This window comes from Roseococcus sp. (assembly GCF_965227005.1).
Lineage (GTDB): Bacteria > Pseudomonadota > Alphaproteobacteria > Acetobacterales > Acetobacteraceae > Roseococcus.
The window spans coordinates 1-24665 of sequence record NZ_CBDDFJ010000015.1; the positions used below are offsets into that span (position 1 = coordinate 1).

The 24665-nt window shown below is 69.6% G+C and carries 24 protein-coding genes; 13 read left to right on the plus strand and 11 right to left on the minus strand.

All coding sequences use genetic code 11. The features are described 5' to 3' along the window. A partial coding sequence (locus tag ACO057_RS06160; protein ID WP_421989696.1) for a phosphonopyruvate decarboxylase occupies window positions 1–449 on the minus strand: 449 nt, incomplete at its 3' end. A 128-nt stretch (window positions 450–577) separates the two neighbouring features. Between ACO057_RS06160 and ACO057_RS06165 the strand changes: the two genes are divergently transcribed. The 5 genes from ACO057_RS06165 (at window position 578) to ACO057_RS06185 (ending at window position 4808) form a co-directional block, all read left to right on the plus strand. After that, window positions 578–1939: an ethanolamine ammonia-lyase subunit EutB gene (locus ACO057_RS06165; RefSeq protein WP_421989698.1), complete on the plus strand. Its 1362-nt coding sequence runs from the start codon at window positions 578–580 to the stop codon at window positions 1937–1939. Beyond that, window positions 1936–2640, plus strand: coding sequence for an ethanolamine ammonia-lyase subunit EutC (gene eutC / locus ACO057_RS06170; RefSeq protein ID WP_421989700.1), 705 nt, complete (start codon window positions 1936–1938; stop codon window positions 2638–2640). Before ACO057_RS06165 ends, eutC begins: the two co-directional genes overlap by 4 nt. A 45-nt stretch (window positions 2641–2685) precedes the next feature. Then, window positions 2686–3624 (plus strand): Bug family tripartite tricarboxylate transporter substrate binding protein, encoded by a 939-nt coding sequence (locus tag ACO057_RS06175; protein ID WP_421989702.1) that lies wholly within the window; start codon window positions 2686–2688, stop codon window positions 3622–3624. A gap of 41 nt (window positions 3625–3665) precedes the next feature. Further along, window positions 3666–4091, plus strand: a complete 426-nt coding sequence (gene arfB / locus ACO057_RS06180; protein WP_421989704.1) for an alternative ribosome rescue aminoacyl-tRNA hydrolase ArfB — start codon at window positions 3666–3668, stop codon at window positions 4089–4091. 72 nt (window positions 4092–4163) lie between these two features. Next, entirely contained in the window at window positions 4164–4808 is a 645-nt protein-coding gene (locus ACO057_RS06185) for a carboxymuconolactone decarboxylase family protein (protein WP_421989706.1), read from the plus strand. A 136-nt stretch (window positions 4809–4944) separates the two neighbouring features. Here the strand turns inward: ACO057_RS06185 and ACO057_RS06190 are convergent, their stop codons facing one another. Both ACO057_RS06190 and ACO057_RS06195 read right to left on the minus strand, forming a co-directional pair. Beyond that, the gene (locus ACO057_RS06190; protein WP_421989708.1) at window positions 4945–5682 is read right to left on the minus strand and encodes an SDR family NAD(P)-dependent oxidoreductase; all 738 of its coding nucleotides are present in this window, start codon (window positions 5680–5682) and stop codon (window positions 4945–4947) included. Then, complete coding sequence (locus ACO057_RS06195; RefSeq protein ID WP_421989710.1) at window positions 5679–6878, minus strand: TMEM43 family protein; 1200 nt, start codon at window positions 6876–6878, stop codon at window positions 5679–5681. Before ACO057_RS06195 ends, ACO057_RS06190 begins: the two co-directional genes overlap by 4 nt. A gap of 94 nt (window positions 6879–6972) precedes the next feature. On the opposite strand from ACO057_RS06195, the gene ACO057_RS06200 reads away from it, so the two are divergent. Both ACO057_RS06200 and ACO057_RS06205 read left to right on the plus strand, forming a co-directional pair. Beyond that, window positions 6973–8793: an ABC-F family ATP-binding cassette domain-containing protein gene (locus tag ACO057_RS06200; RefSeq protein WP_421989752.1), complete on the plus strand. Its 1821-nt coding sequence runs from the start codon at window positions 6973–6975 to the stop codon at window positions 8791–8793. Window positions 8794–8921: 128 nt separating this feature from the next. Next, window positions 8922–9905, plus strand: coding sequence for an NAD-dependent epimerase/dehydratase family protein (locus tag ACO057_RS06205; protein ID WP_421989712.1), 984 nt, complete (start codon window positions 8922–8924; stop codon window positions 9903–9905). On the opposite strand, the gene ACO057_RS06210 is transcribed toward ACO057_RS06205, so the two are convergent. From ACO057_RS06210 to ACO057_RS06225, 4 genes are all read right to left on the minus strand, one after another. Then, window positions 9893–10615: a 2OG-Fe dioxygenase family protein gene (locus ACO057_RS06210; protein WP_421989714.1), complete on the minus strand. Its 723-nt coding sequence runs from the start codon at window positions 10613–10615 to the stop codon at window positions 9893–9895. The two genes, ACO057_RS06205 and ACO057_RS06210, sit on opposite strands and share 13 nt — an antisense overlap. Then, the gene (locus tag ACO057_RS06215) at window positions 10612–11376 is read right to left on the minus strand and encodes a (Fe-S)-binding protein (protein ID WP_421989716.1); all 765 of its coding nucleotides are present in this window, start codon (window positions 11374–11376) and stop codon (window positions 10612–10614) included. The genes ACO057_RS06210 and ACO057_RS06215 overlap by 4 nt, the downstream gene beginning before the upstream one ends. Window positions 11377–11520: 144 nt before the next feature. Next, window positions 11521–12066, minus strand: coding sequence for a DUF4214 domain-containing protein (locus ACO057_RS06220; RefSeq protein WP_421989718.1), 546 nt, complete (start codon window positions 12064–12066; stop codon window positions 11521–11523). Continuing rightward, the gene (locus tag ACO057_RS06225) at window positions 12063–13403 is read right to left on the minus strand and encodes a glycosyltransferase family 4 protein (protein WP_421989720.1); all 1341 of its coding nucleotides are present in this window, start codon (window positions 13401–13403) and stop codon (window positions 12063–12065) included. Before ACO057_RS06225 ends, ACO057_RS06220 begins: the two co-directional genes overlap by 4 nt. Before the next feature lie 105 nt (window positions 13404–13508). Here ACO057_RS06225 and ACO057_RS06230 point away from each other — a divergent pair, with 105 nt between their 5' ends. After that, window positions 13509–14933, plus strand: coding sequence for a mannose-1-phosphate guanylyltransferase/mannose-6-phosphate isomerase (locus tag ACO057_RS06230; RefSeq protein WP_421989722.1), 1425 nt, complete (start codon window positions 13509–13511; stop codon window positions 14931–14933). Continuing rightward, complete coding sequence (locus tag ACO057_RS06235) at window positions 14933–16702, plus strand: glycosyltransferase (protein WP_421989724.1); 1770 nt, start codon at window positions 14933–14935, stop codon at window positions 16700–16702. Before ACO057_RS06230 ends, ACO057_RS06235 begins: the two co-directional genes overlap by 1 nt. A 13-nt stretch (window positions 16703–16715) precedes the next feature. Here the strand turns inward: ACO057_RS06235 and ACO057_RS06240 are convergent, their stop codons facing one another. Together ACO057_RS06240 and ACO057_RS06245 are read right to left on the minus strand one after the other, a co-directional pair. After that, a complete protein-coding gene (locus ACO057_RS06240; RefSeq protein WP_421989726.1) occupies window positions 16716–17090 on the minus strand; it encodes a MarR family transcriptional regulator in 375 nt (124 codons plus the stop codon). A 178-nt stretch (window positions 17091–17268) separates the two neighbouring features. Then, the gene (locus ACO057_RS06245) at window positions 17269–18618 is read right to left on the minus strand and encodes a leucyl aminopeptidase family protein (RefSeq protein WP_421989728.1); all 1350 of its coding nucleotides are present in this window, start codon (window positions 18616–18618) and stop codon (window positions 17269–17271) included. Window positions 18619–18712: 94 nt separating this feature from the next. Here ACO057_RS06245 and hslV point away from each other — a divergent pair, with 94 nt between their 5' ends. Then, the gene (gene hslV, locus ACO057_RS06250; RefSeq protein WP_421989730.1) at window positions 18713–19276 is read left to right on the plus strand and encodes an ATP-dependent protease subunit HslV; all 564 of its coding nucleotides are present in this window, start codon (window positions 18713–18715) and stop codon (window positions 19274–19276) included. After that, window positions 19269–20606 carry an ATP-dependent protease ATPase subunit HslU gene (hslU, locus tag ACO057_RS06255; RefSeq protein ID WP_421989732.1) on the plus strand — a complete coding sequence of 446 codons (1338 nt, stop codon included), beginning with the start codon at window positions 19269–19271 and terminating at the stop codon, window positions 20604–20606. Before hslV ends, hslU begins: the two co-directional genes overlap by 8 nt. 40 nt (window positions 20607–20646) lie before the next feature. Here the strand turns inward: hslU and ACO057_RS06260 are convergent, their stop codons facing one another. Then, window positions 20647–21741, minus strand: a complete 1095-nt coding sequence (locus tag ACO057_RS06260; RefSeq protein ID WP_421989734.1) for a transporter substrate-binding domain-containing protein — start codon at window positions 21739–21741, stop codon at window positions 20647–20649. Between the two features lie 40 nt (window positions 21742–21781). Then, complete coding sequence (locus tag ACO057_RS06265; RefSeq protein ID WP_421989736.1) at window positions 21782–22534, minus strand: DUF4189 domain-containing protein; 753 nt, start codon at window positions 22532–22534, stop codon at window positions 21782–21784. A gap of 303 nt (window positions 22535–22837) precedes the next feature. Between ACO057_RS06265 and ACO057_RS06270 the strand changes: the two genes are divergently transcribed. Next, the gene (locus tag ACO057_RS06270) at window positions 22838–23920 is read left to right on the plus strand and encodes a TRAP transporter substrate-binding protein (protein ID WP_421989738.1); all 1083 of its coding nucleotides are present in this window, start codon (window positions 22838–22840) and stop codon (window positions 23918–23920) included. 214 nt (window positions 23921–24134) lie between these two features. After that, a complete protein-coding gene (locus ACO057_RS06275; protein ID WP_421989740.1) occupies window positions 24135–24665 on the plus strand; it encodes a hypothetical protein in 531 nt (176 codons plus the stop codon).

Consider the following 24665-nt stretch of genomic DNA (forward strand, 5'->3'; position numbering starts at 1 on the left):
TCGGCCACGTCGGCCGCATGGTCGGCGCGGTGGACGATGGTGCCCATCGCCTCCAGCACGGATTGCGTCGCCTGGCCCATGGCGATCTGCGCCGGGTTGAACTCGCCGAAATCGCCGCGCATCGTGATGATCATCGGCATCGGCGTGCGATGGATGCTCGAGAGCGAGAGCATGTTGATGCAGTTGCCCACGCCGGAGGACTGCATGAGCAGCACCGAGCGGTCGCCGCCCAGCCAGGCGCCCTGCATGAGGGCGACGCCCTCTTCCTCGGTGGTGAGCGTGACGACGCGGAGCGTATTGTCGGCGAGGCAGCGCTTGATGAGGCGCGAATGGCCCGCATCGGGCACCAGGGCCACCTGGCGGACATTATACTGCTTCAGCAGGTCGTAGATGCGATCCGGCCAGTCGGCCGCCGCATCGGGCGCGCTTTCAATGACGTTGCGGTCCATGGATATCCCTCCGTTGCGCGGGAGTTTCCGCCCCGGGCGACGATCTGACAAGCCGGCCAGATGCAGGACTTCATTGCGAATTTCACCACCAGGGATGATCCTGCGGGCCTCAGGCGGGGTCAGGCGGGATGGCGTTTCGGCATGTGATCGGCGGCACCTCCTATGTCTTCGAGGACCTGCGCGCGCTGCTGGCGCGGGCCACGCCCTTCCGCTCGGGTGATGCGTTGGCGGGTGTGGCGGCGACCAGCGCGGCCGAGCGGGTGGCGGCGCAGAAGGCCCTGGCCGATCTTCCGCTACGGTATTTCCTCGACGTGGCGGTCATTCCCTATGAGGAGGACGACGTCACGCGCCTCATCCTGGACAGCCATGACCGCGCGGCTTTCGCGCCGGTCTCCCATCTCACGGTGGGTGGGTTCCGCGACTGGCTGCTGGCCGCGGCGCCTGAGACGATCACGCCGCTGGCGCGCGGCCTGACGCCGGAGATGGTCGCCGCCGTCTCCAAGATCATGCGAATTTCCGATCTGATCGCGGTGGCCCGGAAATGTCGCGTGGTCACGCGCTTCCGGAACACGATCGGCCTGGCGGGCACGCTCTCCATCCGCCTCCAGCCCAATCATCCGACCGACGATGCGCGCGGCGTCGCGGCCTCGGTGCTGGACGGGCTGTTGCTCGGCGCCGGCGATGCGGTGATCGGCATCAACCCCGCCACCGACAATATCGAGGCGGTGCTGCGCCTGCTCGACATGCTCGACAACGTCCGCACGCGCTTCGACATCCCGACGCAGAGCTGCGTGCTCTGTCACGTCACCACCGCGATGCTGGCGATGGAGCGCGGCGCGCCGGTGGACCTCGTCTTCCAGTCCATCGGCGGCACGCAGGGCGTGAACGAGAGTTTCGGGGTCACGCTCGACCTCCTGCGCGAGGCGGAGGACGCCGCCTTGGCGCTGAAGCGCGGCACCGTCGGCCAGGACGTGATGTATTTCGAGACCGGTCAGGGCAGCGCGCTCTCGGCCGAGGCGCATCGCGGCGTGGACCAGCAGACCCTCGAGGCGCGGGCCTATGGCGTCGCGCGTGCCTATTCGCCGCTGCTGGTGAATTCCGTGGTGGGCTTCATCGGGCCGGAGTACCTCTTCGACGGCAAGCAGATCATCCGCGCCGGCCTCGAGGATCATTTCTGCGGCAAGCTGCTCGGAATCCCGATGGGTGTGGACATCTGCTACACGAACCACGCCGAGGCGGATCAGGACGACATGGACACCCTGCTGACCTGCCTCGCGGTCGCCGGCGTCACCTACATCATGGGCGTGCCGGGCGCGGATGACGTGATGCTGGCCTATCAGTCCACCTCCTTCCATGACGGGCTCTATGCGCGCGCCGCGCTGGGCAAGACGCCCGCGCCGGAATTTGCCGAGTGGCTGGAGCGGATGGGAATCGGCAAAGGCGAGGCGATCCCGGCGGGTTTGTCGCCGGCGCTGATCGGGCTGGAATGAGCGTGCCCACGCTCTGGCGCGATCTGCGCCGCTTCACCCAGGCGCGCGTGGGAATCGGTCGCGCCGGCAATGCCGTGCCGACCTCCGCGCATCTCGATTTCCAGGAGGCGCATGCGGCCGCGCGCGACGCCGTCTGGTCCAGGCTCGATGTCGATGCCTTGCGCGCGGAGCTGGGACCCATCCCCGTGCTGCACAGCGAGGTGGAGGATCGCCGCAGCTATCTGCTCCGCCCCGATCTCGGTCGCCGCCTGCGGGCCGCCGACCGCGAGGCGCTGCCGCGTACGGGCGGCACGGTCATCGTCATCGCGGACGGTCTTTGTGCGAGCGGCGTGCAGCGCCAGGCCGTTCCGCTCATCCGCGAGCTGAAGGCTGATTGGCCTATCGTGATCGTCGAGCAGGCACGCGTGGCCATCGGCGACGAGGTGGGCGAGGCGATGGGCGCGGAGGCGGTCGTCGTCCTCATCGGCGAGCGGCCGGGCCTTTCCGCGCAGGACAGCCTGGGCGTCTATCTCACCTGGCAGCCGCGCCGCGGCCGCAGCGATGCCGAGCGCAACTGCATCAGCAATATCCGCCCCGGCGGGATCAGCGTGGCCGACGCCGCGGCCAAGATTCACTGGCTGCTGCGCGGCGCGAGGGCGCTGGGAGCGACGGGCGTCGCGCTCAAGGACGAAATGGGCCCCAGCGGGATGGCGTTGCCTTAGCCGATTGCGTTAGCCTCCGCGCAAATCAACCGAGGAAACCAAGACATGCGCTGGATCGCCCTTCTGGCGGCCCTCTTGCTGTGGCAGCCCGCCATGGCCCAGGACGCCTATCCCAATCGCGCCGTGCAGATGATCATCCCCTTCCCGCCGGGCGGCAACACGGACCTCATGGCCCGCGCGCTCCAGGCCGAGCTTTCGAAGGCGCTGGGCCAGCCCGTGGTCGGCGTGAATCGCGGCGGGGCGGCGGGGGCCATCGGCAATGCCGAGATCTTCCGCTCGCGGGGGGACGGCTACACCATCGGCATCTCGCCCAACAACGCCATCACCACCCAGCCCTATCTGCAGAACGTGAACTACACGGCCGAGGGCTTCCGCTATCTCTGCCTCGTCTATGACAACCCGCAGGTGATGATCCTCGGCCGCAACGCGCCCTTCCGCGATTTCGCCGGGATGATCGCGCATGCGCGCACGGGCCGCGAGGCGCTGATCTACGGCGCGCCCGGCGTGGGCAGCACGCAGCACATCCTCACCGTGCAGCTGCTGCGCGCCATCGGGATCGACGGGCTCAACGTGCCCTTCACCGGCGCGGGCCCCATCGCCCAGGCCGCGCTGGCCGGGCAGATTCACGTCTTCGTCGAGGCGGCCTCCATCCCGGCCTCGACCGGCCTTGGAGTCCTGGCCGTCCTCGGCACGCAACGGATGGCGGCGCTGCCGAATGTCCCGAGCACGGCCGAGCTCGGCTATCCCATGGCGGGAACGACCTATGGCGGCCTCATCGCCCCGGCCGACCTGCCCGACGCGATCGCCGCGACCATCGAGCGCGCCTGCCAGACGGCGGTGGGCAGCGACGGCTTCAAGACCATCGCCGAGCGGCTGAACGCGGTGCCGAGCTTCCAGCCGGGCGCCACCTTCCGTGAGCGTTTCGTCGCGGAGAGCGTGGCCAACCGGGCCCTGCTGCAGGAACTCGGCATCAGCCGGCAATAAGGGCTGGCCCCGGCGCGGCGTTCCGCGCCAAAAGCCGGGGCATGCCCCTACGCATCTCCCCCAAGCTCTCGATCCCGGACGAGGAGATCTCCGAGACCTTCGTCCGATCGAGCGGCGCGGGCGGGCAGCATGTGCAGAAGGCCTCGACGGCCGTGCAGCTGCGCTTCGACGCCTTCGCCTCGACCGCCTTGACCGACCGGATCAAGATGCAGCTGCGCGCCATCGCCGGCCAGCGGATGACCGATAGCGGCGAGATCATCATCTTCGCCCAGCAATACCGCTCCCAGCTGCGCAACCGGGAGGATGCGATGGACCGGCTGGCCGACCTCATTCGCGAGGCCGCCGCCCCGCCGCCGCCGGTCCGCCGCAAGACCAAGCCCACCAAGGGCTCGCAGACCCGGCGGATGGACAGCAAGACCAAGCACGGCGCCACCAAGAAGCTGCGCTCCGGCCCCGTCAGCGACTGAGCCCGCGCTTGCCGGCCCTGAGGGCGGGGTGCAGGCTCTTGCGATGAGAAAACAAACTCGGGAGAGAAGCGCATGCGCAATCTGTTGCTGGCGGCCGTCTTCGGCGCAGCGGTCGTGATGCCCGCCATGGCCCAGGAGCCCCGTTTCCCCCTCATCCCGCCCGACCAGCGCACGCCGGAGCAGCAGGCGCTGGCCGCCGCGATCCAGGGCGGGCCGCGCGCCGCCATTCCGGGCCGCGACAACTCGATCGGCGGTCCGTTCAACGTCTGGCTGCGCAGCCCGGGCGTTGGCGGGCGGCTGCAGGAGCTCGGCTCCGAGCTGCGGTTCCGGACCTCGCTGCCCCAGGCGCTGAACGAGTTCGCGATCCTGATCGTGGCGCGCGAATGGTCCTCGCAATACGAGTGGTTCGCGCATCATCGCCTGGCCATGGCGGCGGGGCTGCCGGCCGCCGTGGCGGAGGATCTCGCCCAGGGGCGCCGGCCCGGGAACATGAGCGACGACCAGCGTATCATCTATGATTTCTGCATCGAGCTGCACCGCACGCGCTTCGTCTCGGACGCCAATTTCGAGGCGGTGAAGGCGCGCTTCGGCGAACAGGGCGTCGTCGATCTGATCGCGGTCAGCGGGTATTACGTCGCGGTGTCGATGACGCTCAATGTCGGCCGCGTGGGCCTGCCGGCCGGGGTCGCGCCGCCGCTGCCCGAACTGCGGCGGTGAAACGAGGGGGCAAAGCCCCCTCAATCCCTCGGCTAGAGCATTACCCGATCAGACGGAATCGTCTGGTCGGGTAAAGATGCTCGAAAAAACAAAGAGCTAGAGATTTCGAAGTGAGCCCTTGCGAACGAAGAAGGCTCTAGAGCAGCTGCCCGCCGTCCACCACCACCGTGTGGCCGGTGACCCAGCTCGCCAGCGGCGAGGCCAGGAACAGCACCACATTCGCCACCTCTTCGGGCGTGCCCATCCGCCCGAAGGGGATGTTCGCCAGAGTGCCGTTATACAGCGCCGGCGCCTCGGTCTTTCGCTTCTCCCAGCTGCCGCCCGGAAACTCGATCGAGCCCGGTGCGACCGCGTTCACGCGGATGCCGTCGCCCGCGAAGAGCGAGGCCTGGCTCATCGTGTAGTTGATGAGCAGCGCCTTCACCGCGTTGTAGACCGGGCTGCGCGTGGAAGCGCGGAAGCCCGAGATCGACGAGACGTTGATGATATTCCCCTTGCTGGCCTTCAGCGCCTCCAGCCCCGCGCGGCTGGCGCGGAAGGTGGCCAGCACGTCCACGTTCAGCGAGGCGCTCCACCCCTCCTCGGTGTCGAGCGAGCCGAAGCCGCTGGCATTGTTGACCAGGATGTCGAGCCCGCCCAGCGCGCCGATGGCCTCGGCCACGTAGCCGTTCACCGAATCCTTGTTGCCGAGGTCGCAGCTCGCCGCATGGGCCTTGGGGCCCATCTCGGCCTTGGTCGCCGCCAGGGCCTCGGCGCCGCGGGCGCAGATGGAGACGGAGGCGCCGGCCTTGGCGAAGCCCAGCGCCACGCTCCGGCCGATGCCCTTGCTGCCGCCGCAGACGATGACGCGCTTGCCGGTGAAGTCGAAGCTCATGCCAGTTTCTCCTGCTGCGGCGCGCGCCTGCGCAGCCGCGTGATGCCATAGGCGAGGCCGATGCCCACCGCGAGGATCGCGATGCCGACCAGCGGCCGGTAGAAAAGCCAGGCCACCCCGATGATGACCGGCGCCATCAGCGCTGTCAGCACCCCGGCCAGCGCGTTCGTGCCGAAGCCGACGAGGGAGCCGAGGAAGGGCAGCACGTCGGCCAGCACCTTCAGCGGATTGAAGAGCAGCGCCCAGCCGATGAACATCACCACCACGCCGACGAGACGCAGGATCCAGGTCATGGTCGCATTGTCGTCCTGCGCCTGCTGGAACATGGCCGCCGCCGGCACGCTGCCGGACTGGATGAGCTGCAGCCGGTCGCCCGCATTGGTGGCATAGGGGCCGAAGCCGTCGCCGACCTGCGCCGCGATCACCGAGACCGCATCCGGGCGGGCATAGCGCCAGCTCACGCGCAGGTCGCCGACACGCGGATTGTTGGGGTCGTTGCCGATATAGCGCGTGCCCTCGCCGGAGCCCGGCAGGGTCAGCGTCTGGTCGGCCGGCAGCCCGCCGATCTGCGGATCCGACAGCCGGAAGCCGCCCAGCGTCGCGCCCTGGGCGTTGAAGCTGGCGGCGGCGTAGCGGGGCGTGGGGTTCTGGTGGCCTTCGCCCTGGCGGAAGCGCCCGGAATCCACGCGCCCCTCCTGCCAGCCGCGGCGATAGGTGCTGGTGGTGACCGTCTCCGTGCCGCCGCCGAGGCGGTTGCGCGTCTCGCTCTGGTTCTCTTCCTGCCACTGGAACATCTCGACATGGCGCACGAGGCGCAGCGTGCCATTGGGCGGCTTGGCGTCGAGCTCGGCGTCGAAGGGCAGCTGCGTCACGCGCACGGGGCCCGAGACATGGACCAGCTTGCCCTCATTGGCCGCATCCGGCCGGTCGGCCGGGACGCTGCGGACCGCGCCCGCGCCCTCCGTCAGCGATCGCGCCGTCTGCACCGCGCGCCCCTCGTTCCAGAAGAGCAGCACGCCCGAGCCGGGGATCATGGCCAGGCCGATCAGCAGCCCGACCAATGCGGAGCCGATACGGGAGAGCCAGGATTGCGAACTGGTGGTGGTGAAGGTGCCCCCATCGCCGGAGCTCCCTGGCGTGTCACCGACGGGATTCGCCCATGAGCCACCCGAATCGCGACCGGAATTGTCTGACATGGCTACCTTTCCTCGATTGGAATGCAGGGAAGTCGGCACTGCCCGGAAAGTCCAGAGCTTGACGCATCGCGGCGGGCGGGCCATCGCCCGCGTCATGGCCGCTCCCCCCCTTCTTCTGCTCGACAATATTCGTTTCACCCTGGGTAACACGCCCCTGCTCCAGGGGGCGGGGATTTCCGTCTCGCCCGGCGAAAGGCTGGCGCTGGTGGGACGCAACGGCAGCGGCAAGTCCACCTTGCTCCGCATCGCCGCCGGCCAGCTGGAGCCCGAGGGCGGCACGCGCTTCCTCCAGCCGGGCGCCACCATGCGCTACCTGGCGCAGGAGCCCGACCTCTCCGGCCACAAGACGGTCGAAGACTATGTGATGTCGGGGCTCGGCCCCTCGGACGACCCCTATCGCGCCCGCGCGCTGATGGAGGGCCTCGGCCTGACCGGCGAGGAGGATCCCTCGCGCCTCTCCGGCGGCGAGGCGCGCCGCGCCGCCTTGGCGAGCGCCCTGGCGCCCGAGCCCGACATCCTCCTGCTGGACGAGCCAACCAACCATCTCGACCTTCCGGCCATCGAATGGCTGGAAAGCGCGTTGCTGGCGATGCGGGGCGCGCTGGTCCTCATCAGCCATGACCGGCGCTTCCTGTCGCGGCTGTCGCGCGCCACCCTCTGGCTGGATCGCGGGATCACGCGGCGGCTGGATCGCGGCTTCGGCGAGTTCGAGGCCTGGCGCGAGGAACAGCTGGAGCAGGAGGAGCAGGCGGCCCACAAGCTCGGCCGACAGATCGTGCGCGAGGAGCATTGGCTGCGCCACGGCGTCTCCGGCCGGCGCAAGCGCAACATGCGCCGCGTGGGCGACCTCCAGGCGCTGCGGGCGGCCCGGCGGGACCGGATCAAGCCGACCGGCACGGTGACGATGCAGGCCGCCGAGGCCAATTCCTCCGGCCAGCTCGTCATCACCGCGGAGGGCGTGGAGAAGTCCTGGGGCGAGACGCCCATCCTGCGCAACTTCTCGACCCGCATCATCAAGGGCGACCGGATCGGCATCGTCGGCGCGAATGGCGCGGGCAAGACGACGCTGCTCAACATCCTCATCGGCAAGCTGCCGCCGGATGCGGGGACGGTGAAGCTCGGCACCAATATCGCCATGCGGGCGCTGGATCAGCTGCGCGCCACGCTCAACCCCGCCCAGACCCTGGCCGACACGCTGACGGAAGGCAATGGCGACCAGGTCTGGGTCGACGGCAAGCCGCGCCATGTCATCGGCTACATGCAGGACTTCCTGTTCAGCCCCGAGCAGGCGCGCACGCCGGTCGGCAAGCTTTCGGGCGGCGAGCGGGGGCGGGTGCTGCTGGCCAAGGCGCTGGCCGCGCCGTCGAACCTGCTGGTGCTCGACGAACCGACCAACGACCTCGACCTGGAGACGCTAGACCTGCTGGAGGAGATGCTGGCCGATTACGGCGGCACCGTCCTGCTCGTCAGCCATGACCGTGACTTCCTGGACCGCGTCTGCACCGGGATCATCATGTCCGAGGGGAATGGGCGCTGGCAGGATTATGCCGGCGGCTACAGCGACATGCTCAACCAGCGCGGCGAGGGCGTCGCGGCGCGCAGCGCCACGCGGGCGCCGCGGGAATCCACCACGCTGCGCGGCACGGCCTCCGCCCCGGCTTCGCCCCCGCCGAGCTCCAAGCGCATGAGCTTCAAGGACCAGCACGCGCTGAACACCCTGCCGGCGACGATGGAGAAGCTGCAGAAGGAGATCGACGTGCTGCAGAACTGGCTGGCCGATCCGGGGCTCTATGCGCGCGATCCCAAGGGCTTCCAGCAGCGCACGGCGGCGCTGGCCGAGCGTCAGGCAACCCTGGAGGCGGCGGGCGAGGAATGGCTCCGGCTGGAGCTGATGCGCGAAGAGACCGGAAGCTGACATGACGGCGGACGGAGGCTTTTTCCGTCCGCCCCGTTCTGTGATAGCTCTCCACCCCTCCCCGAAAGCGGAAAAGGCCGGCCGATCCTCATGACCGCCATTCCTCGACCGATGCGGACCGCCTGACGATGGGCCAGGTCCTCGTCACCGGCGCGGCCGGCTTCATCGGCGCGCATGTCGCGCAGGCCCTGCTGGCGCGCGGCGAGCGCGTCATCGGGCTCGACAACATCAACCCCTATTACGACCCGAAGCTGAAGGAGGCGCGGCTCGCCGCCCTCACCGGCAAGGCGGCGCCCAGCGCCTTCGAATTCCATCGACTCGACCTCGCGGACAGCGAGAACGTGCTGGCGCTGATGGCCGCGCATCCCGGGATCGACCGCGTGGTCCATCTGGGCGCCCAGGCCGGCGTGCGCTGGTCGCTGGAGGCGCCCTTCGCCTATACCGCCGCCAATGTCACCGGCCACCTGTCCATCCTGGAGGGCGTGCGCCGCAGCGAGGGGCGGATCGGCCACACGGTCTATGCCTCCACCAGCTCGGTCTACGGCTCGCGCCATGACGGCCAGCCCTTCCGCGAGACCGACCGCGCCGAGCGCCCCGCCTCGCTCTATGCCGCCACCAAGCTGGCCGGCGAGATGATGAGCAAGTCCTATTCGGACCTCTACGGCCTGGCGCAGACCGGGCTGCGCTTCTTCACCGTCTATGGCCCCTGGGGCCGCCCCGACATGGCCTATTGGCTCTTCACCGACGCGATGCTGAAGGGCCGCCCCATCCAGCTCTTCAACGAGGGCCGGATGATGCGCGACTTCACCTATGTGGACGACATCGTCACCGGCATCCTCGCCGCGCTGGACCACGCGCCCGCCGCCGGCACGCATCGCACCTACAACATCGGCAACAGCCGGCCGGAGGCGCTGCTCGACATGGTGGCGATCCTGGAGGAGGCGCTGGGCGTGAAGGCCGAGCGCGTGCTCAAGCCCATGCAGCCCGGCGACGTTCCCGGCACCTTCGCCGACGTCTCGGCGATGAAGCGCGACTTCGGCTGGGCGCCGACGACGGATCTGCGCACGGGCCTCGGCCGTTTCGTCGACTGGTGGCGCGCCTACTTCGGCTGAGCGCGCTTCCAGGTCAGCACCAGCACGTCGCGCGTCGAGGGCAGGGCGGGATCGGCCGGCTCCACCGACGTCACGCCGTGCATCACGCGGCGGTCGTCCAGGATGGTGAGGTCCAGCATCCCGTCCAGCGTGAAACGGGCGAGCTCCCGGCCTTCGTCATCGGTCACGCGCGTCTCGCCGCCGGCGAGGTTGGTGCGCGCCAGCATGGCGATGAGGACCACGTCCACTCCGTCGTGATGCACGCCCTCGGGCGTCGGATGGCCGGGGGAATTGGCCTTCGCCTGCACGCGGAACTGATGCATCTCGACGAACCAGGCGGTGTTCGGATGCAGCCGGTCCGCCACGTCGCGGCCGAGTTCGAGCAGGCCCTGGCAGAAGGGATTGGCGACCGTCGCGTCCTCGACGGGGGCGAACCAGCGGTCCACGCCGCCATTCAGCGTGTTGTGGACGCTGGCCTGGAAATGCGCGCGGTGCAGGCCGCGCCGATGGCCCGCCTCGACGGGGAGGGCCGAGAAATTGGCCAGGCGGCGCAGGCGATAGCGGCCGCCATCACGCATGAAGCCGTCCGTCTCCAGCCGCGTCCAGCTGTCGGCGAAATCCTGCAGCTCGGCATCCGAGCCGGGGATCGCCGCGCGGACTTCGGCGGGGCTGCGGCGGGCGAAGGCGCGCTCGGCGACCTCGTCGGCGAGGCTGTCCAGGGTCAGGCTCATGATGCCTCTCCGATTGGCGGGACTTCCCGCGTCATATCCGCCAGCACTTCCGCGACGTGGCGCACATGCACGTCGCTGCCCTCGCGGCGCAGCCGGCCGGCGAGGTTGAGCAGGCAGCCCATATCGCCGGCGAGCAGCGTGTCGGCGCCCGTGGCGGTGACGTCCTTGATCTTGTCGGTGACCATCCGGGTCGAGATCTCGGGGTACTTCACGCAGAAGGTGCCGCCGAAGCCGCAGCAGATCTCGGGCTCGGCCAGCTCGGTGACGCTGAGTCCCTCGACGGTGTCGAGCAGGCGGCGCGGCTGCGCCTTCACCCCGAGCTCGCGCAGGCCTGCGCAGCTGTCGTGATAGGTGACGTTGCCGTCGTATTGCGCCTTCACGCGCTCCATCCCCCGCACATCGGTGAGGAAGGAGACGAGCTCATGCGTCTTGGCGGCCATGGCCTCGGCCTTGCCGCGATAATGCGGGTCGGTGTCGCCGAAGAGGCTCGGATAATGATGCGCCATCATCCCCGCGCAGGAGCCCGAGGGCGCGACGATGTAGTCGTAACCCGCGAAGTGATCGATCACCTGGCGGGCGATCGCCTGGGCGGAGGCGCGGTCGCCGCCGTTGAAGGCGGGCTGGCCGCAGCAGGTCTGCGCTTCGGGGACGACGACTTCGCACCCGGCCTCCTCGAGGAGGCGAAGGGCCGCGAAGCCGACCGAGGGCCTGTAGAGGTCCACGAGACAGGTGACGAAAAGGGCGACGCGCGGCTTGGTCATGGCAGTCAGGCTATCGCCCTTCGCTGTTGCTTTGAAAGAGATATGGCTTTGCATGGTGCGGTCCACAGGGGTGCAAATGGCGCAGGGGACCGGACCAATTTCGAGGGCATTGCGACGGGGATTGGTCCGCCTGCGCGGCCGGCGTCAGCCCGCCAGCCGCTTTTCCAGCGCGCGCAGCCGGTGCGCGAGCTGCGTCTGCGCCCCCTCGACGAGGTCGTTGACGTAATCCAGCGAGAGCGCGGGCGAGAGGCTGGGCGCCGGCGGCAGCTTCCCGGCGATCAGCGCCTCCAGCCCGGCCAGGCGCTCGCGCATCTCCAGGCGCAGCGCGGCCAGCTCCGTCCCCAGGGCCAGGACCTCGCTCGCCAATCCGGGCGAGGGGGGAACGGGCGTGTCGCGCAGCGCGGCCAGATCGGCCCGCAGGGCATCGGTCCGCAGGCGCAGCTGCGCGGCCAGGGCGCGCTCCGGCGGGACGGGCGTCGCGTCCATCGAGAAGGGACGGGCCTTCAGCCGCGCCTCTTCCGAGCCGAGAATGCCTTGCAGCGCCGCCGGGCGCCGCTCGGGACGGCCTAGGATCCCGGCGAGATGGTGGTCGTAGCCGGCTTCGTCCGGCCAGCGTCCGAGCACGGCCAGATAGGCGTTCACCACGAAATCCGCGTCGGAGCCGTGCAGCAATTCGCCGATGGTGATCATCCGCGCCCTCCCGGCAGGTCGATGCCGAGGCGAGCGTAGAGCGCGCCCAGCCGCTCGGCATAGCGTTCCGGGTTGAATTCGGTGGCCCGGCGTGGCCCGGCCAGTTCGAGCCGGCCGCGCAGATCGGCATTGCCGTCCAGCGCGCGCAGCGCCTCGGCCAGGCCGCGCGTGTCGGTCGGCGTCACGGTGAGGGCCGCATCCCCCACGACCTCGGGCATGCAGGAGGTGTTGGAGGTCAGCACCGCGGTGCCGAGCTGCATGGCCTCGATGGCCGGCAGGCCGAAGCCCTCATAGAGCGAGGGGAAGCACAGCGCCTTGGCATGCCGCAGGAGGATGTCCACGTCGAGCCGCGGCACATAGCCGAGGTGGCGGATCCGCCCGTCGGCCGTGCGCGTGCCATTGGCCTCGGTCAGCAGGCGCATCTCGTCCTTGCCGTGCTCGGCCACGTTGCCGACGATGATGAAGGGCGTGCTGACGCCGGAGGCGAGATAGGCATCCAGCATCCGCGCGAGGTTTTTCCGGGGCTCGATGGTCGAAACGAAAAGGAAATAACCGCGCGGCTCCAGCCCATGCGCCGCGCGCAGGCGAGCGACGGACATGCCCTCGTCCATCGGCTCGGCAGGCGCGAAGACCGGCTGGTAGGTGTTGGTGATGCGGTCCTCGGCGATACCGAACTGCGAGATCACGTCCTGGCGCGCATGCTCCGACACGGTGACGATATGCGCCGCGTCGCGCACCAGGATGCGCAGGGTGTTCAGCCAGCGGGACTTGATGTCGAGCGTCGCCCAGGGCAGCCGCAGGGGGATCAGGTCGTGGATGGTGTAGATGTTGCGCGCGCCGACCAGCCGCATGGCGTGGCTGTAGGTCCAGTGCATGAGCGCCGGCGGCGCGCCCTGGACGCGGACGGGCAGCAGCCGCCCGGTCAGAGAGAAGTTCACCAGCGCCCGGCCGAAGGCGTCGTTGGCGTTCCACAGCTCGTCGACCGGGGGCAGGCTCGCCGTCGAGAAGTTGCGGAAGGTGATGGCGGAGGTGGCGGTGTTGTCCACCATGCGCGAGATCTGCACCGGCTGCGCCAGCGGCCCGCGCGGCTCGCGCGCCATGTCGATCAGGCGCTGGCGGAAGGAGCGGTTGGGCCTGGCGCGGGCGTCGAAGAACCGCACCTCGCGCTCCGTCGCGTCCTTGAGCTGGGGCAAGGGCCGCCCATAGAGAATACCGAGCGATGCGCCTAGCCCGCGAAGCGTGGCCGCATGCCCGCGCGAGTAAGTGCTGATGCCGGTGCCGTGGGAATGGGTGAGCGAGAAGCCGTCCATCCAGATACGAGGTGCTTCAAACGCCATGCGGCGCACCTTGCCTTCGCGGCGACAAGGCGACAAGGCTGCCATGAAATCACCCGCATCTGCCGGCACATCCGCTCGCACTGAGATACAGGAATGCTTCGCCACATGAGTGCAAACGACATCGTTCCCGTCATCCTCTCGGGCGGAACCGGCAGCCGGCTCTGGCCGCTGTCGCGCGAGTCGAACCCCAAGCAGTTCTGGCCGTTGCTTTCCGGGCAGACCATGGTCCAGGACACCGCCGCGCGCGCCTCGGGCCCCGGATTCGCGCCGCCGATCGCCGTGGTGGGCGAGGCGCATCGCTTCCTGGTGGCCGAGCAGCTGCGCGACGGCGGCATCCGCGACCCCCAGATCGTCCTGGAGCCGGAGGGCCGCAACTCCGCCCCCGCCATCGCCACCGCCGCGCTGCTGGTGGCGGAAACCAATGCCGATGCCGTGGTCTGGATCATGGCGGCGGATGCCGCGATCAACGACGTGCCCGCGCTGCATGCCGCACTCGGCCTGGCCGCCGCGGCGGCGCGCACCGGGCGCATCGTGACCTTCGGCATGCGCCCCAACCAGCCGCATACCGGCTTTGGCTATATCCAGATGGGCGAGGCTCTGGGCGAGGTGCCGGGCGTGCATGTCGTGGCCAGCTTCAAGGAGAAGCCGGACCTGCAGACCGCCGAGCGCCTCTCGACCGACGGCCAGCATGTCTGGAACAGCGGCATGTTCGTCGCCACCGCCGCGACGCTGCTGCAGGAGCTGGCCCAGCACGCGCCGGAGGTTCTGGCCGCCGCCCGCGCGGCGCTGGCCACCTCCTCGCGCGACCTCGACTTCATCCGTCTCGGCGCGGAGGCCTTCCGCAAGGCGCCCTCCGTCTCGATCGACTATGCGGTGATGGAGCACACGCGCCACGCCGCCGTCGTGCCGGCCGATCTCGGCTGGAGCGACGTGGGCAGCTGGGACGCGCTGTGGGAGGCCTCGCCGCAGGACGCCCAGGGCAATGTCCTGCAGGGGCCGATCGAAGCCATCGACGCCGAGGGCTGCCTGGTCCGCTCGGAGGGAATCCTGACCGCCGTGCTCGGGCTGAAGGATGTGGTGATCGTCGTCACGGATGACGCCGTGCTGGCCATGCCGCGCGACCGCGCCCAGGACGTGAAGAAGATCGTCGAAGGGCTGCGCGCCAAGGGCAACAAGCTCGCCACCGAGCACCGGCGCATGTACCGCCCCTGGGGTCATTACGAGGGGCTCATCATGGGCAGCCGCTTCCAGGTGAAGCAGATCGTCGTGCGTCCGGGCGGCCAGCTCTCGCTGCAGAAGCATCATCACCGCGCCGAGCACTGGGTGGTGGTGAGCGGCACGGCGCGGGTGCAGCGCGATGCGGAGAGCATCCTGCTGACGGAGAACCAGAGCGTCTATCTGCCGCTCGGCTGCACGCACCGGCTGGAAAATCCTGGCATGATCCCCCTCGCGCTCATCGAGGTGCAGGTGGGCTCCTATCTCGGCGAGGACGACATCGTGCGCATCGAGGACACCTATGGCCGGAGCTGATGCCGCGAATCGTCGTTGATCTCACGGACCTGCTGGATTTCCTCGAGGGGAACCGGACGCCGATGGGCGTCGCGCGGGTGCAGATGGCGGTGCTCGAGGCCGGGTTCGAACCCGGCCTGCCGCCGCTGTTCGAGCTCGCGACCTTTTCGCCCGAACAAGGGCGCTTCACCGGCTTTCCCTGGCCGCTGCTGCGCGAACTGATCCAGGGCTCGCGACGCGGCGGCCCGGCCGATGCGCCGGACTGGACCGAACTGCGCCGCGCCGCCCGGACCGAACGCTCCGTGGCCGCTCCCTTCGCCTTCGAGCGGGGCGACCGCCTGGTGGCGCTGGGCCTCACCGGGGCGAATCCCCAGCAGCTCCGCAGGCTGCGCGAGCTGCGGCAGGCGCAGGGCGTCGTGATCGCCGCGCTGATCCACGACACCATCCCCCTTGCCGTGCCCGAGCATTGCGCCATCGGGCTCACGCGGGCCTTCACGGAGCACTTCCTCGGCCTTTGCCTTCAGCTCGACCGCGTTCTGGCCACCAGCGACTGCTGCGCGCGTGACTTCCGCGTCTGGCAGCGCCGTATCCTCCCCGGCCTCGATATCGGCGTGGACACCATGCCCCTCGACGCCCGGCTCCCCGCCATGCCGGAGGACGAAGTGTGCGAACTTCCCGAATTCCTGCGGGACGGTCGGCCCTTCGTGCTCTGCGTGGCCACGATCGAGGGCCGCAAGAACCACCTGCTGCTGCTGCACGCCTGGTTGAGCCTGCTGCGCCGCCATGGCCACGCCGTGATGCCCGACCTCGTGCTGCTGGGCCGCAGCGGCTACCAGTCCGGCCCGGTGCTGGACCTCATCCGCGCCGCGCCAGAGCTGCGCCAGCGGGTGACGCATCTCACCGACGTGGGCGACGGCCTGCTGGCCCTGCTCTACGAGCGCTGCCTCTTCACCGTCTTCAACAGCTTCTACGAGGGCTGGGGGCTGCCCGTCACCGAGGCGCTGGCCCATGGCAAGCTCGTGCTGGCGCCCGATCATACCAGCCTGCGCCAGGCCGGCGGCTCGGCCGCGCTCTATTTCACGCCGCAAAGCGAGCCCGAGCTGGCGGAGCTCGCCTGGGGCCTGATCCGCGACCCGGCGCGCCGGCGGCGGCTGGAGGCCGAGATCCCCGGCCGCATGGCCCTGCGGAGCTGGCGCGAGGTGGCCGAGGGCCTCGTCGCCGCGCTGCTGGCGCCGGCCGAGCCACTGCCGGACCCGCTGGCGCGCCTCTATTTCCCGATCGGCGAGCGCATCGGCTTCGAGCGGCCGCAGATCCCCGACCTGCCGGAGCTGCCGATCCCCTTCACGCTGCTGCACCAGCTGCTCTGCGAGGGCGAGGGCTGGGGGGAGCAGGAGGATTGGGGCATCTGGGCGAGCGCGGGGCCGGCGCGGCTGCGCCTTCCCCTGCCGGCGCCGCCGCACGGCAACCTGGTCCTGAACCTGGAGGTCACCGGCGTGCCGGGAATCGCAACGACCGTCCGGTTGCGATCCATCCGGCCCGGCGCGGAGCCCGATCCCTGGATGGCCGCGGCGCTGGGCCCCGGCGAGGCGCGCCAACTGCGCCTGACGATCCCGCCCTGCGCGCCCGGCGATCTTCTGGTGGAGATCGACACCGCCGGCGCGGTCCAGCCGCCCGGCGAAACCCGCCCGCTCACGCTGTTGCTGACCGGGCTGATGATCTGCGCCGAGGCCGAGACGCAGCTCCTACTTCGCTACGTGACGAGCCGCCTCGGGATCCGGGAATTGGGCTGAGGCGCGAAGGCGCTCAGGCGAATTCTTCCTGGTGGACCTGCGGGGAGATGATGCCCTCGGCCTCTGCCATCGTCTGCCGCAGCTCGCGGAGGAAGATCGCGCCCTTCAGGGTGCGCTGAACCAGCACGCTGCGGCGGTCCATCGGATCGACCTTGCGGCGCGCGAGATCGAGTTCGCCCAGCCGGTCCAGCGCCCGCGTGATGGCCGGTTTGGAGACATTCAGGTCGAGGGCGAGGCCGCGCACGGTGTGCGGGCTGGGGCTCAGATAGACCGTCAGGAACACGCCGAGCTGGCGGGCCGAAAGGTCGGGTCCGTCGCGGCGGACCAGCGCCACAATCGTATCCCGAAGGATTCCAACGAGCTGGTCCGGATTGATCTGGATCGCCATGGCAAACTTCCTTCTGCACGCCGCGTAACAAAGGAGTCTTCGGTGTTCGGAATGGTTCGGACCCGAAACGCGGCGTTGCGAAATCTTCCCAACCTCATGGGAAGCGAAGGCGCTATTAGACGCAGAACGGCAACGAATTGCAAGAAGTTCATTTTCGCCGCATGTGCGGGTCTATTCATTACGATGTCGATTTGTCGGTCGACCTGAGGAAATCAAGGATTCCGGCGAGCGCCGCGCGCAATCCGGTGGCCTCGCCGCCCTCCGGACGGCCGGCCCGATGGGCGTCGTTCCAGCCATAAAGATCCAGGTGCGCCCAGGGGATGGCCTCGGGCACGAAGCGCTTCATGAAGAGCGCCGCGACGATGGCGCCGGCCATGGGCCGGGTGGAGACATTGTTGAGATCCGCGATGCCGCTATCGAGCCAGTTTGCATAACCATCGTGTAAGGGAAGCCGCCAGATCGGCTCGCCCGCGGCCAGCCCGCCGGCGAGCAGCGCCCCGGCCAGGGCCTCGTCGTTGCAGAAGAGCGCGGGAAGGTCCGGCCCGAGCGCCACGCGGGCGGCGCCGGTCAGGGTGCAGCCATTGAGGATGAGCCGGGGCGCGTGCTCCCCAGCATAGGTCAGCAGGTCCGACAGGACGAGGCGGCCCTCCGCATCGGTGTTGCCGACCTCGACGGTGAGGCCCTTGCGCGTGCGGATCACGTCGAGCGGCCGGAAGGCCTCGCCTGAGACGCTGTTCTCCACCGCGCCCACCAGCAGCAGCAGCCGGATGGGGGCCTTGGCCGCCATCAGCGCCTCGGCCAGGCCGAGCATCACGGCCGCGCCGCCCATGTCCTTCTTCATCCGCAGCATGCCCGAGGGCGGCTTGAGGTCGAGCCCGCCCGTGTCGAAGCACACGCCCTTGCCGCAGAGCGCCACTAGCGGCGCATCCGCAGCACCCCATTCCAGCACCGCGACGCGCGGCGCCCGCGGGCTGCCCTGGCCGACGGCGTGCACGGCCGGGAAGCCCTGGCGCAGCTCCTCGCCCTCGATGACCCGGAAGGCCGCGCCATGGGCCGCGGCCACATTGCCGACGGCCGCCGCAAGCTCGGCCGGGCCGAGATGATTCGCGGGCGCATTGATCAGGTCGCGCGCGCGCCAGATGGCGGTGGCCTGGATCTGCGCCGCCTCCCCGCCGGGCGGGGTCACGAGCCGCGCGGGGGCGCGCTTTCCGGGTTTGAAGCGGGTGTAGCGATAGGCCCCGAGGCACCAGCCCAGGGTGGCCTGGAAGGCGTCGCCGCCCTGAAGCGCCCAGGCCGAGCCCTCCGGCAGGCCATAGGGCAGGGCGCCATAGCCTTCGGCCGATTTCGGCAGGCCGAACAGCGCGCCGCCCAGGCCGGACTCGCCCGGCAGCAGCGCGATCTCGCCCGGCTTGCCGGTGAAGCCGGACGCCTTCGCGAAGCCCGCGCCGGGCAGATGCTCCCATCCCTCCGGCGTCACGACGTGGAGCGGCAAGGCGTGGACGGCATCCGGGACGAGACAGGGCAGCATGGCGAGCGATTCCTCCGATGCATCAGGTTGGGACCAGTCATGCAGGCGGACAACCCGGATTGCCGAAAGGCATCGCAGACGCCACATCGCTCCCATGCAAACATCCCAAAACGACATGATCGGGTGGCACGGCACCACGATCCTTTGCGTCCGCCGCGACGGCAAAGTCGCCATGGCGGGCGATGGGCAGGTCTCGATCGGCCCGACCGTGGTCAAGAACAATGCGCGCAAGGTGCGGCGCATTGCCCAGGGCAAGGTGATCGCCGGCTTCGCGGGCGCGACCGCCGACGCCTTCACGCTGCTGGAGCGCCTCGAAGCCAAGCTCGAGCGCTTCCCCGACCAGCTCGAACGCGCCTGCGTCGAGCTCGCCAAGGACTGGCGGACCGACCGCTACCTGCGCCGCCTGGAGGCGCTGCTGGCGGTGGCCGACAAGGACCGCTCGCTCCTGCTCACCGGCCAGGGCGACGTGCTGGAGCCGGAGGATTCCATCATCGGCATCGGCTCCGGCGGCAACTACGCGCTGTCCGCCGCGCGCGCCCTGATGACGGTGGACGGCATCTCCGCCGAGGAGATCGCCAGGCGCTCGATGAAGATCGCGGCCGATATCTGCGTCTACACCAACGGCAACTTCATTCTGGAGACCCTCGGCGATGAGTGACGTCATCACGGCGCCGGAGACGGTGAACCTCTCCCCGCGCGAGATCGTCAGCGAGCTCGACCGCTTCATCATCGGCCAGCACGATGCCAAGCGCGCGGTCGCCATCGCGCTGCGCAACCGCTGGCGCCGCCAGCAGCTCCCCGACTCCTGGCAGGAGGAGGTGGTGCCGAAGAACATCCTGATGATCGGCCCCACGGGCTGCGGCAAGACGGAGATCGCGCGGCGGCTGGCCAGGCTCGCCAACGCGCCCTTCCTCAAGGTCGAGGCCACGAAGTTCACTGAGGTCGGCTATGTCGGCCGCGACGTGGAATCCATCGTGCGCGACCTGGTCGAGGCCTCGATCGTCCAGACGCGCGACACGGCGCGGAAGGGCGTGCAGGCCAAGGCCGAGCTGCATGCCGAGGAGCGCCTGATCACCGCGCTCACCGGCGAAGGCGCGCAGGGCGATACCAAGCAGAAATTCCGCAAGATGCTCCGCGAGGGGCAGATCGAGACGCGGGAGATCGAGATCGAGGTCACCGAGACGCCCGGTCAGCCCGTCGGCATGATGGACATGCCCGGCATGCCGCCCGGCCAGATGCAGAACATGCAGGACATGTTCGGCAAGATGTTCGGCGGCCGCGCCAAGCCGCGGAAGATGACCGTGGCCGCCGCCCGCGAGGCGCTGACGCGCGAGGAGGCCGACAAGCTCGTCGACCAGGAGGCGCTGACCCGCGCGGCCGTGCAGAACGCCGAGAACAACGGCATCGTCTTCCTCGACGAGATCGACAAGATCGCGAGGTCGAGCGAGGGCGGCGTGCGCGGCGGCGACGTGTCCCGCGAGGGCGTGCAGCGCGACCTGCTGCCGCTCATCGAGGGCACGACGGTGAACACCCGCCACGGCCCGGTACGGACGGACTACATCCTCTTCATCGCCAGCGGCGCCTTCCATCTCTCCAAGCCCTCGGACCTGCTGCCCGAGCTGCAGGGCCGCCTGCCGATCCGCGTGGAGCTGAAGGCCCTGACCCGTGAGGACTTCCGGCGCATTCTCACCGAGCCGGAGCACTCCTTGCTCAAGCAGGCGAGCGCGCTGATGGGCACCGAAGGCCTGGAGCTGGACTTCAAGCCCGAGGCCGTCGACGCCCTGGCCGACCTTGCCGCGGAGATCAACGCGACCGTCGAGAATATCGGCGCGCGGCGTCTCTCCACGGTGCTGGAGCGGCTGCTGGAGGAGGTCAGCTTCTCCGCCAGCGACCGGCGCGGGGAGAGCGTGACGGTGGATGCGGCGATGGTGAAGGACCGCGTGGCCACCCTGGCCGCAAGCGCGGATCTCTCGCGCTACATCCTGTAGGCAAGACGGGGCGGCCCCAGAAGGGCCGCCCCGATCAACGTCACTGCGTCGGGATGGCGTAGATCAGCCCGCCGCGCGTCCATTGGTCGTTCACGCCGCGATCCATGCCGATGATCGACTGCCGGCCGAGATTTCGCTCGAACATCTCGCCGTAATTGCCCACCGCGGCGATCATCCGCGCCGCCCAGGTGTTGGGCAGGTTGAAGCCGCGGCCGAGGTCGGATTCCGTCCCCAGCAGGCGCCGGACGCGCCAGTCGGAGTTGGTCAGGTTCTGCGGCAGGTTCTGCGAGGTCACGCCGAAGGCCTCGGCGCCGATGAGCGCATGCGCCGCCCAGAAGATCATGTCGCGCCATTGCTCGTCGCCCGCGCGCACCCAGGGGACCAGCGGCTCGCTGGAGATGATCTCGGGCAGCACCGACCAGTTGCCCGGCTCCGCGAAGTCCGTCACGCGGCGGGCGGCCAGGGCGCCGCCATCGGCGGCGAAGGCCTGGCATTCGCCCGAGTTCATCGCGGCCACCACCTGCGGCTGCGTGTCGAAGCGCTTCACCGTCCAGGTGATGGAATGCCTCCGCGAGAAGCCGGTGAGGTTTTCTTCCGCGCCGCCCTGCTGGCCCTCGGCGCCGGCCCAGCAGATGGTCTTTCCGCCGAGGTGACGGGGGCTGGAGATCCCCAGGCTTCGCGGCACCAGGAAGCTCATGCCGTCGTAGAAGATGATGGGACCGGCCGTCACGGGACGGTTGGAATCGCGCGACATGGTGGCGGTCGTGTTGCGCACCAGCAGGTCGATCTGTCGGTTGCCCAGAGCCTCGAGGCCGGCTTCCGCCGTCGCCTGATTGACGAAGCGGACCTTGGCCGCGTCGCCGAGCACCGCGGCGGCGATGGCGCGGCAGAAATCGGCGTCGAAGCCGCGCATCACGCCCTGCGGATCCGGCGCGGAGAAGCCGGGCAGCACGCCGTTCACGCCGCAGACCAGCGTGCCGCGCGCCTTCACCTGGTCGATCGTCGACACGCGGGCGGGAGCGGCCTGGGCACGTGCTGCCTGGGGACGCGGGGGCTGGGTCTGAGTCTGAGCCTGGGCCAGTGCCGGCCCGGCCAGGAGCGCGGCCATGCCGAAGGCGGCGAGCGAACGTCGCATGATGGAGATCCTCTTGGGGGTCTGGTCGGGCAGGGTCATCTCAGCAACCGGAGGCCATCACGCGGCACTGCACGCCCGGGCCCTCGGCCCGGCGGCAGGCCTGCAGGGCGGCGGCCTCGGCGGCCGCCTTGTCGGCGCCCTGACCGATGGTGGCCAGGTTCAGCACCTGGGTGGAGAGGTCGGCCGTCATGACCATCGCCATCGGGTGGCGGCTGATCGCCATGGCGACGGCGCCGCACTGGTTCACCAGCTCGCCCTGGAACTTGCAGGGCACCCGGCCGGCCATGGTCTGGCAGGAGCGGACGGCGCGCATGTTCACGTCCAGGCGATCCGTCGCGCCATTGGCGAAGCCATAGGCGGGCACGGGATTGTCGGTGAAATACATCGCGCCGAAACGGGAATTGGCCGGAAGCGCGGCGGAGGCCTGGACGCCCACCTCGATGCCCTGGCCCGAGACGCAGCGCTGCACGCACATGTTCTGGCCCGCGGCCGGCTGCGTCGCGCAGGCTGCCCGGCACTGCGTCTCGCTCCCCGGGCGGCCGGTATTGGCGGCGAGGACGGCGGCACTGGCGACCGGCTGGAAGCAAGGACCGCCCTGGGGCGCGGGCGCTGCCGCGCCGCAGCGCAGGAAGGCGGCGCCGGCGAAGCGCTCGGAGGGAAGCCGCGCGCGATAGGCCGAGCCATCGGCGCAGCGCATGTCCCAATAGGAAGTGCGGTTGCTGTCGAAGCCGGCGTGGAAGGCCACGACCACGGTGTTGCAGGCGTCGCCCTGACCGCGCAGTGCCTGGAGCATGGCCTGTCGGCGTTCCTGGTCGGACCGGGCCTGGAAAGCATCGTGGGTCGGGTTGCCCGTCTGGGCCCAGGAGGGTCCCACTAAGCCGGTCAGAAGAGCAAGGCATAGGAACAGGCCGGACAACCACTTGGTCCTGCCGGCCGCCACTATTGCGATCATTTTCGACTTTCCTGGCAACCTTTGCGTGTCATTAACCTACCCTTGACGGTCAATGGCAAGAGAGTCGCTTTGGCCTTCCCCGAATTGGGACACTAGGTTAAGGGCGAGAACAGTGGTTCTTCATTCCTGGGAGGGAATTGCCAAATGAATCGTCGCCTTATCCTCGGCGCGGCCGCCGGCGCCGCCCCGGCCGCGCTGGCCGCGCCGGCCCTCGCCCAGGCCCTGCCCGAGCTGCGCTGGCGCTTCCAGTCGAGCTTCCCGCGCAACCTCGACGTCCTTTTCGGCACGGCGGAGAAGGTCGCGGCCCGCGTGGCCGCGCTGACCGAGAACAAGTTCCGCATCCAGGCCTTCCAGGCGGGCGAGATCGTCCCCGGCCTCCAGGTGCTCGACGCCGTGCAGGCCGGCACCATCGAGTGCGGCCACACCGCTACCTATTGGTACATCGGCAAGGAGCCGGGCTTCGCCTTCTTCACGGCCGTTCCCTTCGGCCTCAACACCCGCCAGACGACGGCCTGGCTGCGCCACGGCGGCGGCAACCAGCTCGCCGACAATCTGCTCTCGGACTACAACTGCGTCGGCCTGCCCTGCGGCGACACGGGCGCGCAGATGGGCGGCTGGTTCCGCAACGAGATCCGTACCGTCGCCGATGTGCAGGGGCTGAAGTTCCGCATCTCCGGCCTCGCGGGCGAGGTCTTCAAGCGCATGGGCGCGAACCCCACGCTCGTCGCCCCGGCCGACATCTACCCCGCGCTGGAACGCGGCACGATCGACGCCACCGAGTTCACCGGCCCGCATGACGACGAGCGCCTCGGCTTCCACCGCGTCGCCCGGTACTACTATGCGCCCGGTTTCTTCGAGCCGGCGGCGCGGCTGCACATGCTCATCAACAAGCGCGCCTATGAGGGCCTGCCCGCCCTCTACAAGGAGGCGCTGAGCGTCGCCTGCGCCGAGGCGGACAGCGAGATGGTCAGCCGCTACGACCACCTGAATCCGCTGGCGCTGCGCCGCCTGGTCGCCGCCGGCGCGCAGCTGCGCTTCTATTCGCGCGAGATCCTGCAGCTCGCCTGGCGCTCCAACGAGGCCATGATGGCCGACCTGGCCGCGCAGAATCCGCGCTTCAAGACCATCTGGGATTCCTACCGCCCCTATCGCGGCGAGCTGTTCCAGTGGTTCCGCGTCGCCGAGAACAGCTACGACAACTTCGCCTTCGCCGAAGCCGCGCGCTGAGCGTCGCGACATGGCCCGGCGTGCGAAAGCACTGGCCGGGCCATGAAGTTGCCGTCAGGATCGGACCGAGCTTGAATCGGATGGCCGTCTTGCCATTTACTTCTGATCTGGACCGTTCCGGCCCAGATCATCTAACGGGCACATCTGGCGGAACCCGGATCTGCCGCGGAGACGGACCGTTGCGAGGTCCGGTTTGCCGCTTGGGGGATAACCCTTGGGACGAACTCGCCTTTTCCTCGGTGAGATGGGCCTGACGGGCCCGGGCCGAGGGCGCAGCCGCCAAGCTGCCGCGCGCCACGCGTGGCAGCGCTGGGGGCTGTCCGTTCTCGTGGCGGCCGCCACGGTCCTTGGCCTGGGCGAGGCGTCCTCGGCCCAGAGCATCGACACTCAGGTTCGGATCGAGGCGCCGCGCGTCGCGCCGGCCCGGCCCCGCGCCCGGCCCACCAATCCGCGAGACCGGGCCTACATGGATGGCGGCGTGCCTTCGATGCCGAGCTTCTCGGGCTTCCCGGCGCAGACCCCGGCCGCTCCCCAGGCGGAGCTCGCGCCACGTCCGAACATCGATCTCGAATACCGCCCCCGGCAGATCGATCCGCCCAATGTCGCGACCATCAGCCCGACCATCATCAACCCGCAGCTTCCCGGACGCGGCGCCGCGGCCACGGGCGCGATCAACCAGCGCGAGCAGCGCTTCCTCGAAAATCCCGCCGCGGGCGCGCGTTTCAGCGTGCCGATGAGCTGGTAG

Excerpts from the sequence above, each read along its gene's own strand:
- ACO057_RS06165 (WP_421989698.1), top strand. The coding sequence starts at position 578 with ATGGCGTTTCGGCATGTGATCGGCGGCACCTCCTATGTCTTCGAGGAC.
- eutC (WP_421989700.1), top strand. The coding sequence starts at position 1,936 with ATGAGCGTGCCCACGCTCTGGCGCGATCTGCGCCGCTTCACCCAGGCG.
- ACO057_RS06175 (WP_421989702.1), top strand. The coding sequence starts at position 2,686 with ATGCGCTGGATCGCCCTTCTGGCGGCCCTCTTGCTGTGGCAGCCCGCC.
- arfB (WP_421989704.1), top strand. The coding sequence starts at position 3,666 with ATGCCCCTACGCATCTCCCCCAAGCTCTCGATCCCGGACGAGGAGATC.
- ACO057_RS06185 (WP_421989706.1), top strand. The coding sequence starts at position 4,164 with ATGCGCAATCTGTTGCTGGCGGCCGTCTTCGGCGCAGCGGTCGTGATG.
- ACO057_RS06190 (WP_421989708.1), bottom strand. The coding sequence starts at position 5,682 with ATGAGCTTCGACTTCACCGGCAAGCGCGTCATCGTCTGCGGCGGCAGC.
- ACO057_RS06195 (WP_421989710.1), bottom strand. The coding sequence starts at position 6,878 with ATGTCAGACAATTCCGGTCGCGATTCGGGTGGCTCATGGGCGAATCCC.
- ACO057_RS06200 (WP_421989752.1), top strand. The coding sequence starts at position 6,973 with ATGGCCGCTCCCCCCCTTCTTCTGCTCGACAATATTCGTTTCACCCTG.
- ACO057_RS06205 (WP_421989712.1), top strand. The coding sequence starts at position 8,922 with ATGGGCCAGGTCCTCGTCACCGGCGCGGCCGGCTTCATCGGCGCGCAT.
- ACO057_RS06210 (WP_421989714.1), bottom strand. The coding sequence starts at position 10,615 with ATGAGCCTGACCCTGGACAGCCTCGCCGACGAGGTCGCCGAGCGCGCC.
- ACO057_RS06215 (WP_421989716.1), bottom strand. The coding sequence starts at position 11,376 with ATGACCAAGCCGCGCGTCGCCCTTTTCGTCACCTGTCTCGTGGACCTC.
- ACO057_RS06220 (WP_421989718.1), bottom strand. The coding sequence starts at position 12,066 with ATGATCACCATCGGCGAATTGCTGCACGGCTCCGACGCGGATTTCGTG.
- ACO057_RS06225 (WP_421989720.1), bottom strand. The coding sequence starts at position 13,403 with ATGGCGTTTGAAGCACCTCGTATCTGGATGGACGGCTTCTCGCTCACC.
- ACO057_RS06230 (WP_421989722.1), top strand. The coding sequence starts at position 13,509 with ATGAGTGCAAACGACATCGTTCCCGTCATCCTCTCGGGCGGAACCGGC.
- ACO057_RS06235 (WP_421989724.1), top strand. The coding sequence starts at position 14,933 with ATGCCGCGAATCGTCGTTGATCTCACGGACCTGCTGGATTTCCTCGAG.
- ACO057_RS06240 (WP_421989726.1), bottom strand. The coding sequence starts at position 17,090 with ATGGCGATCCAGATCAATCCGGACCAGCTCGTTGGAATCCTTCGGGAT.
- ACO057_RS06245 (WP_421989728.1), bottom strand. The coding sequence starts at position 18,618 with ATGCTGCCCTGTCTCGTCCCGGATGCCGTCCACGCCTTGCCGCTCCAC.
- hslV (WP_421989730.1), top strand. The coding sequence starts at position 18,713 with ATGCAAACATCCCAAAACGACATGATCGGGTGGCACGGCACCACGATC.
- hslU (WP_421989732.1), top strand. The coding sequence starts at position 19,269 with ATGAGTGACGTCATCACGGCGCCGGAGACGGTGAACCTCTCCCCGCGC.
- ACO057_RS06260 (WP_421989734.1), bottom strand. The coding sequence starts at position 21,741 with ATGCGACGTTCGCTCGCCGCCTTCGGCATGGCCGCGCTCCTGGCCGGG.
- ACO057_RS06265 (WP_421989736.1), bottom strand. The coding sequence starts at position 22,534 with ATGCTCCAGGCACTGCGCGGTCAGGGCGACGCCTGCAACACCGTGGTC.
- ACO057_RS06270 (WP_421989738.1), top strand. The coding sequence starts at position 22,838 with ATGAATCGTCGCCTTATCCTCGGCGCGGCCGCCGGCGCCGCCCCGGCC.